Below are 14,057 nucleotides of genomic sequence, written 5' to 3' on the forward strand. Positions count from 1 at the left end.
AATGGTGGCTATGACGGGATTCGAACCTGTGACCCCCGCATTATGAGTGCGATGCTCTAACCAACTGAGCTACATAGCCAACCTTGCTTCCGATGAGTCGTTGCCTCGTCACCGTGCGGGCCGAATTATGCGTATCTGGCTCTGGGGCGTCAACCCTTTTTTTGCCAGAAAAACGCAATTTGAGTGCGTTTGACCAGTTATTGGCCTCTGTTGCGCAAAAGCCCAACAATCTGGTTTTTTTTAAGACATTGCCATCATTGCCCGGGCAATGACAGATAAAAAACAGGCCAGCAAATGCTGGCCTGTCATGGGATTAGACGTTGAACAGGAAGTTCATGATATCGCCATCTTTGACGATGTACTCTTTCCCTTCGGCGCGCATCTTGCCCGCTTCCTTGGCGCCTTGCTCACCCTTGTAGGTGATAAAGTCTTCAAAGGCGATGGTTTGGGCGCGAATAAAGCCTTTTTCAAAGTCGGTGTGGATCTTGCCAGCCGCTTGCGGGGCAGTGGCACCGACCGGGATGGTCCAGGCACGCACTTCTTTCACACCGGCGGTGAAGTAGGTCTGCAGGTTGAGCAGCTCGTAACCGGAGCGGATAACCCGGTTCAGGCCCGGCTCTTCGATGCCAAGGTCAGCCATGAACTCGGCGCGATCTTCGTCGTCCAGCTCGGCGATGTCCGCTTCAATGGCGCAGCAGACCACCACCACTACAGCGTTCTCGGCGGCGGCGATTTCACGCACCTTGTCGAGGTAGGGGTTGTTCTCGAAGCCATCTTCCGCCACGTTGGCGATATACATGGTGGGCTTCAGGGTCAGGAAGTTGAGGTGGCTCACGGCGGCCAGCTCTTCTTTATCCAGCTTCAGACCACGGATCATCTGACCGTTTTCCAGCGCGACGCGGATCTTCTCCAGCACTTCCACTTCCAGCTTGGCATCCTTGTCGCCGCCTTTGGCGCGCTTGGACTGGCGGTGAATGGCGCGCTCACAGGCGTCCAGATCCGACAGGGCCAGCTCGGTGTTGATCACTTCGATATCGTCAGCAGGGGAGACCTTGCCGGCAACGTGAATGATGTTCTCGTCATCGAAGCAGCGCACCACGTGGCCGATCGCTTCGGTTTCACGGATGTTGGCCAGGAACTGGTTGCCCAGACCTTCACCCTTGGAGGCGCCGGCAACCAGGCCTGCGATGTCGACGAATTCCATGGTGGTCGGCACAACGCGCTGCGGATTGATGATGGCAGCCAGCTGATCGAGGCGGGGATCCGGCATCGGGACCACACCGGTGTTCGGCTCGATGGTGCAGAACGGGAAGTTGGCGGCTTCGATACCGGCCTTGGTCAGCGCGTTGAACAGGGTGGATTTGCCTACATTGGGCAGGCCCACGATACCGCATTTAAAACCCATGGATTGTTACCTTACTTGATGGATGCTGTTGAGGGTCGCCCGCAGGCGGCCCATGTCATGCTTGTTCTGGTCGTTGTTCATGCACCGGCACAATGCCCGTACAGGGTCAAACCGACCTATACCTTTTCAGCCTTGAAGCTGTGCAGCCGATTCATGGCCTTGGTCATATCTTGTTTGAACAGGATATCGGTGGCGCGCAGGGACTCGTCCAGTGCGGCGTCGATCAGGCTCTGTTCACTGCTGGGAGCCTTGGTCAGGACGAAGCCTGCCACCTGCTCTTTGCTGCCGGGATGGCCGATCCCGAGACGCAGCCGGAAAAAGTTATTGTTGTTGCCCATCTTGGCGATGATGTCCTTGAGGCCGTTATGGCCGCCATGACCACCCCCTTGCTTGAACTTGGCGATGCCTGGCGGCAGATCCAGTTCGTCATGGGCAACCAGCATTGCTTCCGGCTCAATCTGATAAAAACGCGCCAGTGCGGCCACCGCCTTGCCAGAGAGGTTCATATAGGTGTTCGGGATGAGCAGCCGCACATCCTGCCCCTCGACCAGAATGCGGGCAGTATGGCCGAAGAATTTGGGTTCTTCACGCAGGCTGACATTGTGCCAGCGGGCCAGTTGCTCCACATACCAGGCGCCCGCGTTGTGGCGGGTCTTGGCATATTCCGGGCCGGGGTTGCCCAGTCCGACGATCAGTTTGATTTCGCTTGTCACGCTTGATGTCTTCACTCGCAGCTGCCGTGGGCACACTACCCAGGGCAATAGGACGCAATATTCTAGCCGCCGAGTGGCGATCACTCAACCAATGCTCATGTTATGGCGGAATTTGCCCCATTATTGCGGCTAATAGGTGCGGCTAATAGGTGCGGCTAATGGGTGGCTAACAGTGGGTAAACGGGCCTCTTGCATGAGGCCCGTTTCAGCTTACCGATAGACTGTGCCTGGTTGACTACAGCCGTTATTTGGCGCGCAGCAGGGTGACTGTCTCTTCATCCAGCGCGGTCAGGGTGGGGCGGGCATCGCGCACATACTCCACGAAGGAGGCCGCATCGGTGCCACAATCCACGCCGCTGGCCTTGCAATCGAGGGCCTGACCCGGGGCATAGACGGCGCTCAGCAGCTCGCCGTTTTGTGTCACTTTCAGCACCGGGAAGGCGGTCAGCTTGCCATTGACGCTGGCGATGTCGACCCGCTCGCTCTGGTGGTGCTGGGCATTGGCCAGTGCCTGCCAGCCATCGTTGCCGTTGGCGCTGTAGGCGTTCATCACTACCCGATAGTGCTGGTTATCAACCAGATCCTGCCACTCGCCGCTTGCGGTCTTGCGCTGCAATTGGGTCAGGGTGCCCGTCTTGCCTGCGTCGGTCTCCTGGAAGGTGTAACGCAGGTGGCCACCGTAGGGGAACTTGCCGGCATGGGCGCTGGCGGGCAGGGTGGCGGTGATGGTTTCGCTCAGCAGGGCGCGCACCTCGGCGCCGGTCAGGGTCAGCACCGAAAGCTGGTTCTTGAACGGCAGCAGGGTGAGGGCACTATCCCCCTCGCGCCATTCGCCAGCGGGCAGTTCGGCACGCACGCCGCCCACCGCTAGCAGGGCGAAGTCGACCGGCCCGCCGGTCAGGGCTTGCACTGCTGGCGTATTGGCCCAGTAGAACTCCCCTTCGGCAACCAGCGGCGCCACATCCGAGCCGTGGCTGTCGCTGCCGTTGTCGCCGGGGCGACGGGCATTTTGCAGTTGCTCGGGAATGGTGCCGATCACCGGGCCGTAGGCTTGCTCCAGCGCCGGTTTGTAATGGCTGTCGATGATGCCGCGCAGGCGCGGATCTTCATCCACGGTCACCAGATTGGGCTGGTTGTCGATAAACTGGCTCGCCTCTTTGCTGCGGGCGTCATCGAGCGCCTGCTTGCGCGCCGCATCGGCGAAGAAGTCGCGGCTGGCCAGCAGGCTGTTGTGGCCCTGGCAGTCGGTCACCTGACCGTGGCTGTCAAAGGTCACCTGCGCCAGACCGATGGCCTGGGCATAGGAGCCCGCCTGCACCACGCAAGTCTTGCCGATGCCATCCGGATTGGTCACCAGCTTGGCGTAATCGCCGGTCTTGCCCCAACCGATATTGCGAAAATCGCCGAGCAGGCTGTGGGAGTGGCCACCGACGATGGCATCGAGGCCGTTCACCTTGGCCGCCAGCGCCAGATCCCGCTCGTTGCCAATGTGGGTCAGGGCGACGATCTGATGGATCCCTTTGGCTTGCAGCATGTCGACCGTGGCCTGAGCCGAGGCGACCTCCTTGCCAAAGCGCAGCTTGCCGACGTTGGGGGCAATATTGCCCATGTCTTCCAGCACCAGACCGACGACGGCGACCAGCTGTTTGCCTTGCGGCAGATTATTGATGTCGGTGACCGGGCTCTTCTGGTTGCCGTCAAAGGCGTAGACCACGAAGGGCTTGAGGTTGTCTGCCTTGCTGAGGGCCGGATCGGCCTTGGTGTCGAGGTTGGCGGCCAGCACCGGGAAGTTGACCCCCTCGATGAAGCGGGCCAGCTTCTGGTTGTCCAGATCGAACTCGTGGTTGCCCAGCGCCATGGCATCGAGGCCGAACTGGCTCAGCAACTCGGCGTTGGCCATCCCCTCGTTGAGCTTGAAGTAACCGCTGCCCTGCCAGGCATCGCCGCCGTGCAGCAGCAGCAAGGGCTGGTTCTTGGCCAGCGCATCGGCCTGATAGGCTTTCGCCATGGTCAGCAGGCGCGGATAACCGCCAAAGCGGGTATAGAGGGTGTCCGTCTCCCCCTGCGGGGCAAAGATCTGCCCTTTGATCTCGGCATTGACCGGATCAAACTGGGAGTGGGTGTCGTTCATGTGCGCCAGGGTCAGCACGAAGGGCGGGTTCTCTTTGACGGGCTGACAGGCGAACAGGGCGCAGGTGAGGGTCGCGAGCAGGAGGGGACGCAAGCAATTCATGGGTAAATCCTTAAGCCTGCCGGGGGCAGGGTCGTACCAGATAGCAGAAAGTTGGAAAGAGATGGTCCAGAAAGACGAAAACCGCCTGATGGCGGTTTTCGTTATTGCTGAATCTATCAATGCTCAAACATGGCAGAGATGGACTCTTCGTTGCTGATGCGACGAATGGCTTCGGCCAGTACAGTCGACAGGGTCAGCTGTTTGACTTTGCCAATCGCTTTCATCTCCGCAGTGAGCGGGATGGAGTCGGTGATGATCAGTTCATCGATCACCGAGTTCTTGATGTTCTCGACGGCAGTGCCGGAGAAGACCGGGTGAGTGGCGTAAGCGAATACTCGCTTGGCGCCGCGCTCTTTCAGGGCTTCTGCGGCTTTGCACAGGGTGCCGCCGGTGTCGATCATGTCATCAACAATGACGCAGTCGCGGCCGGCAACGTCACCGATCAGGTGCATGACCTGGGAGACGTTCGGGCGGGGACGGCGCTTGTCGATGATGGCGATGTCGGTGTCATCCAGCAGCTTGGCGATAGCGCGGGCACGCACTACGCCACCGATGTCCGGGGAGACGACGACAGGAGACTCGAGGTTCTTGGCCTTCATGTCTTCCAGCAGCACCGGGCTACCGAACACGTTGTCTACCGGAACGTCGAAGAAACCTTGAATTTGCTCGGCATGCAGGTCAACGGTCAGCACGCGATCCACACCCACGCTGGAGAGGAAGTCAGCGACAACCTTGGCGGTGATAGGTACACGGGCGGAGCGGACGCGGCGGTCCTGACGGGCATAACCAAAGTAGGGGATAACGGCAGTGATACGGCCAGCTGAAGCACGACGCAGTGCATCTACCATGACGATCAATTCCATCAAATTGTCGTTGGTCGGGGCACAGGTGGATTGAATGATGAAGATATCGCCACCACGTACATTCTCATTGATCTGTACGCTGATCTCGCCGTCGCTAAAGCGACCTACGGCAGCATTGCCGAGTTTGATAAACAGGCGATCTGCGATCTTCTGGGCTAGTTCCGGCGTTGCGTTACCAGCAAACAGCTTCATGTCAGGCACGGTTTGAAACCTCGGGGTTGCATCCAGTATGTGGGGGAGTCTGAAATCAGACCCTATCGTTTTGGGGCAAACGATTTATCAAGATAACGTACAAGGCGTCTGCTGCCCAATGAATGATTGTGATGATACCGGTAACCCGAATCCGTGGCCGAGTGCAAAACCGGCCACGTTAATCATCATCAATGCTGTTCGGTAGAATTGGCTGGGGTACTAGGATTCGAACCTAGGAATGGCGAGATCAAAACCCGCTGCCTTACCGCTTGGCGATACCCCAATCATTTGAACTGTTGCAATGTGGAGAAGAGAGGTGATATGTTCTCGCCCTTGGCGACAAACCCATCAAGTCCCTCCGGCACGCAGGCCAACACTTCCCGAGCAGTCACTTCGTCTTCAAATTGAGCAAAGACGCAGGCTCCTGTGCCCGTCATTCTTGACGGCGCGTATTCTAGCAACCAGCCGAGCGCATTGGCAACCTCGGGGTGGCGCTTTTTCACCAGTGATTCGCAATCGTTTTTCCACTCACCTTCCAGCAGGTTGTCCAACGCCATTTTCGGCGTGGCTCTGGGCAGGTCCGGATCCTGGAATACGGCCGCAGTCGCCACATGGCAATCGGGCTTGAGCACCAGATACCAGGCATCGGGTAGTTCGACCGGTTGCAACCGCTCGCCCACCCCTTCGGCAAAGGCCGCCTTGCCACGGACAAACACCGGCACATCGGCACCCAGCTGGACGCCGAGCGCTGCGAGTTCGTCCTCACTCAAACCCGCTTGCCAGAGGTGGTTAAGCGCGACTAGCGTAGTTGCCGCATCGGACGATCCGCCGCCAATGCCACCCCCCATGGGCAGCACTTTCTCCAGCCGGATATGGGCACCTTGCGGGCTCGGCAGTGTTGCCTGCAGCAGGCGGGCGGCGCGGATAATCAGATTCTGCTCATCCGGCACGCCGGGAATGGCCGGGCTCAGGGTGAGAGTGTCGCTACCCTGAATCACCTCGAACTCGAGCCAGTCGCTGTGGTTGAGGAAGATAAACAGGGTCTGCAGCTCGTGATAGCCATCGGGACGACGGCCATTGACGTGTAAAAACAGGTTGAGTTTGGCCGGTGCCGGCCAGCGTGTGGAAGCCATTAACGTGCAAGAGTCCATTGGTTGATCTGAAGCTTGAGGCGGCTGTTCTGGCCGGTCATGGTCAGCAGGTGCGGCAGGCGGTAGCCATCCTGATCCCGATAATCGCCATAGACGATCTGCCACTGGCCATCGCGCACGCTGGCCAGACTGCTGTCGGGGTTGAGTTCAAACTCCGCCTGACCCGGCAGCCCCTTGATCCACTCCGGCAATCCGGCGACCGGAATATTCCAGCCGGTGAGCTGATAGATCAGCGCTTCGGCGTCCTGGCTCTGGTGGCGATTGCCGTCGCTATCGAGCAGGGTGATCTCCCCCTTGCTGCGAGAGAGCTCCAGAATGCTGGTGCCAATCAGGCTGGTGAGGTTGAGGCGATAATCCTCGCCATCCTGCTGCCAGTTGAGGCGGGCGCTGCCCTTTTGCTGGGGGGTGATGATGGCCATCTTGCCGGACAGCTGCCAGTGGGTCAGCTGCTCGAGACGGGTCCGCTCCTGGTTCCAGTTCACCTGGTCACGCTGGGGCTGGGTGGTGGCACAACCGGCCAGCAACAGCAGGCAGGTGAGGGTAAAAATACGTAGCAGCAAGAGACGGCTCCAGAGAGAGGAATTTGCCACAGTATACGGGGCGGCCGTATTGCTTTTAAAGACTTACCCTTTCTCGTACAATTGGCAGCCTTTGCACCCAGCGTATGAAATGATCGTCGCCCACTCATGAGTTTGCTTGCCCTCGGAATCAACCACAACACCGCCAGTGTCGCCTTGCGGGAACGGGTCGCCTTTGGCCCGGACTGCATCGATCGCGCCTTGCGTGAGCTGGTGAGCCAACCCGGTGTCAGCGAGGCGGTGATCGTCTCCACCTGCAACCGGACCGAACTCTATTGCAATCTGGACGGGGAACGGCAGGAGCAGGTACTGCGCTGGCTGCAGCAGTTCCACGGGTTGGACGCGGCTGAATTGGTCACCGCCATCTATCAGCATCACGACGAAGAGGCGGTGCGCCACCTGATGCGGGTGGCGTGCGGGCTGGACTCGCTGGTGCTGGGAGAGCCGCAGATCCTGGGGCAGATCAAACAATCCTACGCCCACGCCCAGCAGTCTGAATCCCTCAAGGGGACGCTGGAGCGACTGTTCCAGAAATCCTTCTCGGTGGCGAAAAGAGTGCGCACCGATACCGAGATTGGCGCCAGTGCCGTGTCGGTGGCGTTTGCCGCCGTCAGTCTGGGTCGGCGGATCTTCTCCGATCTCTCCCAGACCAAGGTACTGCTGGTCGGGGCGGGGGAGACCATCGAACTGGTGGCCCGTCATCTGCGCGAGCAGAACGTCACCAAGATGATGGTGGCCAACCGCACCTTGCAGCGCGCCCAGACCCTGGCGACCGAATTCGGCGCCCAAGTGATGACGCTGGAAGAGATCCCCGACTATCTGCACGAGGCGGATATCGTCATCAGCTCGACGGCGAGTCCGTTGCCCATCATCGGCAAGGGGATGGTGGAGCGCGCCCTCAAGGCCCGCCGCTTCAAGCCGATGTTTCTGGTGGATATTGCCGTGCCGCGCGATATCGAGGCGGAAGTCGATGAGCTCTCCGATGCCTATCTCTACACGGTGGATGATCTGCAGGGGATCATCGAGCAGAACCTCGAAACCCGTAAACGGGCCGCTGCGCAGGCGGAAGTGATCGTGCAGGAAGAGCGCGACGAGTTTATGGGCTGGTATCGCGGCCAGAGCTCGGTCGACCTCATTCGCGACTATCGCCATCAGTCCCAGCAAGTGGCTGACGAAGAGCTGCAACGGGCCCTGCTGGCACTGGCACAGGGCGAGAGTGCCGAACAGGCGCTCAAGGCGATGGCCCATCGCCTCACCAACAAATTGATCCACGCGCCGACCCAGGCGTTGCGCCAGGCTGCTTCCCAGGGGGATCAGAGCGAGCTCTCCCGCTTGCGGCAGGCGCTGGGGTTGTCGCAAGAGCCATAATTTTCGGGCAACCTGCCGGTTGTCCCGTCCTCCATTGAGAATGCAAGAGTTATGAATCCGTCACTGATCAGAAAGCTGGAAGGCCTCATCGAGCGCCACGAAGAAGTACAGGCCATGCTCGGCGAGCCGGACGTGGTCTCGGATCAGGATCGCTACCGCGCCCTGACCCGCGAATATGCCCAGCTGGAAGATATCGTTCACGCCTTCCAGCGTTACCGTCAGGCTCAGGATGATCTGGATACTACCCAGATGATGCTGGAAGAGGACGATGCCGACCTGCGCGAGATGGCGCAGGAGGAGCTGCCGCTCGCCAAGGCCAATCTGGAGGCGCTGGAGCAGGAGCTGCAACTGATGTTGCTGCCCAAGGACCCCAAGGATGACAACAACTGCTATCTGGAGATCCGCGCCGGTGCCGGTGGCGATGAAGCGGCCATCTTTGCCGGTGACCTGTTCCGCATGTATTCACGGTTTGCCGAGCGTCAGGGCTGGCGCGTCTCCATCGTCAGTTGCAACGACGGTGAATACGGTGGCTACAAGGAGGTGATCGCCAAGATCGACGGCGAGCGCGTCTATGGCCGCCTCAAGTTTGAATCCGGTGGTCACCGGGTGCAGCGGGTGCCGGAGACCGAATCCCAGGGCCGGGTGCACACCTCCGCCTGTACCGTCGCCGTGCTGCCGGAAGTGCCGGAAGCCGAGCAGATCGAGATCAACCCCTCTGACTTGAAGATCGACACCTTCCGCGCCTCCGGTGCCGGTGGTCAGCACGTCAACAAGACCGACTCGGCCATTCGCATCACCCACCTGCCGACCGGTCTGGTGGTGGAGTGTCAGGACGAGCGCTCCCAGCACAAGAACCGCGCCAAGGCGATGTCGGTGCTCTCCGCCCGCCTGCAAGCGGCTGAGGATGAGCGCCACCGCGCCGCCGAGCAGAGCACCCGCCGCAATCTGGTGGGCTCCGGTGATCGCTCCGAGCGCATTCGTACCTACAACTATCCGCAGGGCCGTCTCTCCGAGCACCGTATCAACCTCACCCTGTATCGCCTCTCCGAAATTTTGGAAGGGGATCTGGACTGCATCATCACCCCGCTGGTGCAGGAGTATCAGGCCGATCAGCTCGCCTCGCTGGCCGAGAACAACTGATGCAAATGGTGATCCGGCAAGCTCGCATTAAGTGTGCTGCCCATAAGGTAGAGTGGCACTGATGCAGATCCAGCAGGCCCGCGCCCATATCATGGCTGTGCTGGCAGAGGGGGAATCCCCCCGCGCCGACGCCGATGTGCTGCTCTGCCATCTGCTCGATTGTCGTCGCAGCTATCTGATGACCTGGCCAGAGCGCGAGCTGGATGCCGCCCAGCAGGCCACCCTGCAGGAGTGGCTGGCCCGTCGTCTCAATGGCGAACCCATCGCCCATCTGGTGGGAGAGCGGGAGTTCTGGTCGCTGCCGCTCAAGGTGAGCCCGGCGACCCTGATCCCGCGCCCCGATACCGAGGTGCTGGTCGAGCAGGCGTTGACCAAAATCCCGCAAGGGCCGTGCGCCGTGCTGGATCTGGGCACCGGCACCGGCGCCATCGCATTGGCGCTCAAGTCCGAGCGACCCGAGATCGAGGTGTGGGCGGTGGATCGGATGGCCGATGCCGCAGCACTGGCCCGCGAAAACAGCGCTGCGCTGGGATTGCCGATCGAGGTGCGCGATGGTAGCTGGTTCGAGCCACTGGGCGAGCCGGATCGCGACAAGACGCCACGATTTGCGGTGATTGTCTCCAATCCCCCCTATATTGATGGCGCCGATCCCCATCTCGAGCAGGGTGACGTGCGCTTTGAACCCCGCTCGGCGCTGGTTGCCGATGACGCCGGGCTGGCCGATATCCGCCACATCGTGGCCCACGCCCCCGCTTATCTGCTGACCGATGGCTGGTTGCTGCTGGAGCATGGCTGGGATCAGGGGGAGGCGGTGCGTCAATTGCTGCGCGATAGCGGCTACCGCGAGGTAGCCACGGTACGCGATTATGGGGATAACGACAGGGTGACGCTGGGCCTCTGCCCGCTGCGCTGACGTTCCCTCACTGTTACACGGGGGGTTGCCTGTGCGCCCCCATGCAAGGATTGAATATGGTTTTTGTGCTCAAGCACCTGCACCTCACCCTGATTGCCGGGGCCGTGCTGATGTTTATGCTCCGCTTCTACTGGGTGCAGACCGCCACTGGCCGTGCCTACAGCGCGCCGGTGATGAAGGTCAGCGGCTGGCTCAATGGTCTGGTGGTGCTCTCCGGCGTATTGCTCTGCATGGTGCTGGATCTCAACCCGCTCAATAACGGAACGCCCTGGCTCAGCGAAAAGCTGATGGCCATTCTGGTGCTGGTATTTCTGGCGGCGATGGCGCTGCGGCTGGCCAAAAGCAATCTGGTGCGCTGGTGCTCCTTTCTGGGGGCGCTCGGCTGGATCTACTTTATTGCCAAGTTGGCAGTGCTCAAACAGACGAGTGTGTTCGGCTAAGGCATGAAGAGAATGTTACACATAGACGAATGGACCGATTTCGAAGCCCACGACATCACCGAGCTGGCGTTGTCTGTCAGCGACGAGATTTATGGCTCGGCCGAGGAGGGGATCCGCGAGCTGAACCTGCTGGACGAGTGGCTGGACGAGCAGATCGAAGAGGGCACCTGCGACGAGGTGCGTCAGCAGTTGCTGCAAGGCTTCTACCACAGCCTCGGCTTTCATGGCGACTGGCAGGACTACTTCTCGGCCAACAACTGCGATCTCAATCAGGTGCTGGTACAGCGCAAGGGGATCCCGGTCAGCCTCGGCATTCTCATCATCCAGCTGGGGCGCAAGCTCGGGCTCGATGTGGAGGGGATCTGCTTCCCCGGTCACTTCCTGGTGAGCTTTGCCGGTGGCGAGGGGGAGGTCTATGTCGATCCCTTTACCGGCGACGAGCTGAGTCTGGCCCGCATCGAGTTGCTGCTGCGCGGCGCGCTGGGTGACTTGGCGACCCTGACCCCCGACTACCTGCAGCCCTCCGGCCAGTGGGAGATCATCGAACGGCTGCTCAACGTCAGCAAGGGTGCCCTGCTGCGGGAAGATCGCATGCCCGAGGCGCTGCGCTGCAGCGAGCTGTTGCTGCGGATGAAGCCCGGCGATCCCTTGGAGACGCGGGATCGCGGCTTTATCTACGAGCAGCTCGACTGCCCGCGCCAGGCCGCCGACGATTTTGAATATTTTATTGAACAATGCCCGGACGATCCGGTCGCCGATGTGCTGAAAGTGCAGCTGGCCGCGCTGGATCTGAGCCCCAAGCCCCTCCATTAAGGGCGGCTTGAAACTGAAACAGAAGAATATCAAGGCCGCTGCGCCCGGCTGCAACGGACTAACTTGGCTTCAGGCCCTTTCATTAAGGATGTCTTAGATGGAACAGAAGAATATCAAGATCAACCAGATCGACGTAGCCAACGACAAACCGTTCGTGCTGTTTGGCGGCATGAACGTGCTGGAATCCCGCGACATGGCGATGGCGGTGTGCGAGAAATACGTGGAAGTGACCAGCAAGCTGGGCATCCCGTTTGTCTTCAAGGCGAGCTGGGACAAGGCCAACCGCTCCTCCATCCACTCCTACCGCGGTCCGGGTCTGGAAGAGGGGATGAAGATTTTCCAGGAGCTGAAAGCGACCTTCGGCATGCCGGTGATCTCCGATCTGCACGAGCCCCATCAGGCCAAGCCGGTCGCCGAAGTGGTTGACGTTATCCAGCTGCCCGCCTTCCTTGCACGCCAGACCGATCTGGTGGAAGCCATGGCCCGTACCGGCAACGTCATCAACATCAAGAAGCCGCAGTTCCTCAGCCCAAGCCAGATGAAGAACATCACCGACAAGTTCGAGGAGTGCGGCAACGATCAGCTGATCCTGTGCGAGCGCGGTGCCAACTTCGGCTACGACAACCTGGTGGTGGACATGCTGGGTCTGGGGGTGATGAAGAAGAGCACTGGCGGCTATCCGGTGATCTTTGACGTGACCCACTCCCTGCAGTGCCGTGATCCGCTGGGTGCGGCCTCCGGTGGTCGTCGCGAGCAGGTGACCGAGCTGGCGCGCGCCGGTATGGCGGTCGGTCTGGCCGGTCTCTTTATCGAATCCCACCCGGATCCGAAAATTGCCCGCTGCGATGGCCCGAGCGCCCTGCCGCTGGAGAAGCTGGAAGGCTTCCTCAAGCAGATGAAGGCCATCGATGACCTGATCAAGGGCTTTGACCCCCTCGATACCTCCGTCTGATCCACGGTACCGGTTTCGTGATGCCAAGTGCCCCGCTATGCGGGGCATTTTTATATCCGGAATGTTTTCATTGAGGTCTTAAATAAATCAATGACCAATATATCATGGTTATCGTGGTGTTAATGATGTTAAATTGGTTGTGTGATTAATGTCTCTTAATTGCTTCTTATAACGTGTGAAAGTGGCGCTGTTGCGATGATGAAATAGCATGATGCTGGCGAGAGAAAGATATTTTCTCGTGACGGCTCAGTGCATGCCGATTTCTACCATATGAGATGTCAATTAATTAACAGGACGTTAATCATGCACAAGAAAGTATTTAGCAGCCTTTATTTCCAGGTATTGCTCGCGATTACCCTTGGGGTATTTCTGGGGCATGTCTATCCGGAACTGGGCGCCAATATGAAACCCCTCGGCGATGGCTTTGTCAAATTGATCAAGATGATTATCGCCCCCGTTATTTTCTGTACTGTAGTGACCGGTATTGCCGGGATGGAGAGCATGAAGGCGGTCGGCAAAACCGGCGCCATTGCCCTGATCTACTTCGAGGTGGTCAGTACCATCGCCCTCATCATCGGGTTGTGCGTGGTCAACCTGTTGCAGCCGGGGGGAGGAATGAACATCGATCCGGCCGCGCTGGATGCCAGCGCCATCTCCGCCTATGCGGAGCAGGCAAAGTCACAGGGCATTATCGCCTTTTTGCTGGATATTATTCCGGGCAGCGTGATCGGTGCCTTTGTCAGCGGCAATATCTTGCAGGTATTGTTGTTTGCGGTGCTGTTCGGTTTTTCCCTGCATCATATTGGCGAAAAGGGACAGGTTATTTTCGGCGTCATCGACAGTTTCTCCAAAGTCATATTTGGTATTATCAACATGATAATGAGACTGGCGCCGATCGGTGCATTCGGGGCAATGGCATTTACCATCGGTAAATATGGGGTAGGTTCACTGGTACAGCTGGGACAGCTTATTGCCTGCTTCTATCTTACCTGCCTCTTCTTTATCTTCATCGTGCTGGGCAGCATCGCCAAAGCCTCAGGCTTCAGCATCCTGCGTTTCATCTCCTACATTCGTGAGGAGCTGCTGATCGTGCTGGGGACCTCCTCTTCCGAGTCGGTACTGCCGCGGATGCTGGACAAAATGGAGAAGCTGGGTTGCCAGAAATCGGTGGTGGGGCTGGTCATTCCGACCGGGTACTCCTTTAACCTGGATGGCACCTCCATCTATCTGACCATGGCGGCGATTTTTATCGCGCAGGCCACCAATACCCCGCTGGATCTGTTCCATCAGATCACT

At 59.3% G+C, this 14,057-nt stretch carries 12 protein-coding genes, 2 tRNA genes and 1 pseudogene; 7 read left to right on the top strand and 8 right to left on the bottom strand.

Annotated features, from left to right (window positions below):
• Positions 1-2 precede the first annotated feature (2 nt).
• From PG888_RS13425 to lolB, 8 genes and pseudogenes are all read right to left on the bottom strand, one after another.
• Positions 3-79: transfer RNA gene (locus PG888_RS13425), tRNA-Met, on the bottom strand.
• 234 nt (positions 80-313) lie between these two features.
• On the bottom strand, positions 314-1,405 hold the full coding sequence (gene ychF / locus PG888_RS13430) for a redox-regulated ATPase YchF (RefSeq protein ID WP_058054284.1): 1,092 nt from the start codon (positions 1,403-1,405) through the stop codon (positions 314-316).
• Positions 1,406-1,521: 116 nt separating this feature from the next.
• Positions 1,522-2,118: an aminoacyl-tRNA hydrolase gene (pth, locus tag PG888_RS13435; protein WP_042061295.1), complete on the bottom strand. Its 597-nt coding sequence runs from the start codon at positions 2,116-2,118 to the stop codon at positions 1,522-1,524.
• 244 nt (positions 2,119-2,362) lie between these two features.
• Positions 2,363-4,351, bottom strand: coding sequence for a bifunctional metallophosphatase/5'-nucleotidase (locus PG888_RS13440; RefSeq protein WP_182938018.1), 1,989 nt, complete (start codon positions 4,349-4,351; stop codon positions 2,363-2,365).
• A 116-nt stretch (positions 4,352-4,467) separates the two neighbouring features.
• Positions 4,468-5,415 (bottom strand): ribose-phosphate pyrophosphokinase, encoded by a 948-nt coding sequence (locus PG888_RS13445; RefSeq protein ID WP_005330162.1) that lies wholly within the window; start codon positions 5,413-5,415, stop codon positions 4,468-4,470.
• Positions 5,416-5,614: 199 nt separating this feature from the next.
• A tRNA-Gln gene (locus PG888_RS13450) sits at positions 5,615-5,689 on the bottom strand.
• Positions 5,669-6,539: pseudogene (gene ispE, locus PG888_RS13455) on the bottom strand (4-(cytidine 5'-diphospho)-2-C-methyl-D-erythritol kinase). Before ispE ends, PG888_RS13450 begins: the two are co-directional and overlap by 21 nt.
• Positions 6,539-7,117: a lipoprotein insertase outer membrane protein LolB gene (gene lolB, locus PG888_RS13460; protein ID WP_042061300.1), complete on the bottom strand. Its 579-nt coding sequence runs from the start codon at positions 7,115-7,117 to the stop codon at positions 6,539-6,541. Before lolB ends, ispE begins: the two are co-directional and overlap by 1 nt.
• Before the next feature lie 126 nt (positions 7,118-7,243).
• Here lolB and hemA point away from each other — a divergent pair, with 126 nt between their 5' ends.
• From hemA to dctA, 7 genes are all read left to right on the top strand, one after another.
• Complete coding sequence (gene hemA, locus PG888_RS13465) at positions 7,244-8,503, top strand: glutamyl-tRNA reductase (RefSeq protein ID WP_075114198.1); 1,260 nt, start codon at positions 7,244-7,246, stop codon at positions 8,501-8,503.
• Between the two features lie 51 nt (positions 8,504-8,554).
• Complete coding sequence (gene prfA, locus PG888_RS13470) at positions 8,555-9,643, top strand: peptide chain release factor 1 (RefSeq protein WP_182938016.1); 1,089 nt, start codon at positions 8,555-8,557, stop codon at positions 9,641-9,643.
• A gap of 61 nt (positions 9,644-9,704) precedes the next feature.
• Entirely contained in the window at positions 9,705-10,556 is an 852-nt protein-coding gene (prmC, locus tag PG888_RS13475) for a peptide chain release factor N(5)-glutamine methyltransferase (protein WP_182938015.1), read from the top strand.
• 56 nt (positions 10,557-10,612) lie between these two features.
• On the top strand, positions 10,613-10,996 hold the full coding sequence (locus PG888_RS13480) for a SirB2 family protein (protein ID WP_005334939.1): 384 nt from the start codon (positions 10,613-10,615) through the stop codon (positions 10,994-10,996).
• Between the two features lie 12 nt (positions 10,997-11,008).
• On the top strand, positions 11,009-11,809 hold the full coding sequence (locus PG888_RS13485; protein ID WP_058054291.1) for a SirB1 family protein: 801 nt from the start codon (positions 11,009-11,011) through the stop codon (positions 11,807-11,809).
• A 97-nt stretch (positions 11,810-11,906) separates the two neighbouring features.
• Positions 11,907-12,761, top strand: coding sequence for a 3-deoxy-8-phosphooctulonate synthase (gene kdsA, locus PG888_RS13490; RefSeq protein WP_042061312.1), 855 nt, complete (start codon positions 11,907-11,909; stop codon positions 12,759-12,761).
• Between the two features lie 303 nt (positions 12,762-13,064).
• The coding region (dctA, locus tag PG888_RS13495) for a C4-dicarboxylate transporter DctA (protein ID WP_270815795.1) at positions 13,065-14,057 on the top strand (993 nt) is incomplete at its 3' end.

It is taken from the genome of Aeromonas sp. QDB23 (assembly GCF_027707745.1).
Lineage (GTDB): Bacteria > Pseudomonadota > Gammaproteobacteria > Enterobacterales > Aeromonadaceae > Aeromonas > Aeromonas allosaccharophila.

Bases quoted from the DNA above. Each gene is read 5' to 3' on its own strand.
- ychF (WP_058054284.1), bottom strand. From the start codon at position 1,405: ATGGGTTTTAAATGCGGTATCGTGGGCCTGCCCAATGTAGGCAAATCC.
- PG888_RS13440 (WP_182938018.1), bottom strand. From the start codon at position 4,351: ATGAATTGCTTGCGTCCCCTCCTGCTCGCGACCCTCACCTGCGCCCTG.
- hemA (WP_075114198.1), top strand. From the start codon at position 7,244: ATGAGTTTGCTTGCCCTCGGAATCAACCACAACACCGCCAGTGTCGCC.
- prfA (WP_182938016.1), top strand. From the start codon at position 8,555: ATGAATCCGTCACTGATCAGAAAGCTGGAAGGCCTCATCGAGCGCCAC.
- prmC (WP_182938015.1), top strand. From the start codon at position 9,705: ATGCAGATCCAGCAGGCCCGCGCCCATATCATGGCTGTGCTGGCAGAG.
- PG888_RS13480 (WP_005334939.1), top strand. From the start codon at position 10,613: ATGGTTTTTGTGCTCAAGCACCTGCACCTCACCCTGATTGCCGGGGCC.
- PG888_RS13485 (WP_058054291.1), top strand. From the start codon at position 11,009: ATGTTACACATAGACGAATGGACCGATTTCGAAGCCCACGACATCACC.
- kdsA (WP_042061312.1), top strand. From the start codon at position 11,907: ATGGAACAGAAGAATATCAAGATCAACCAGATCGACGTAGCCAACGAC.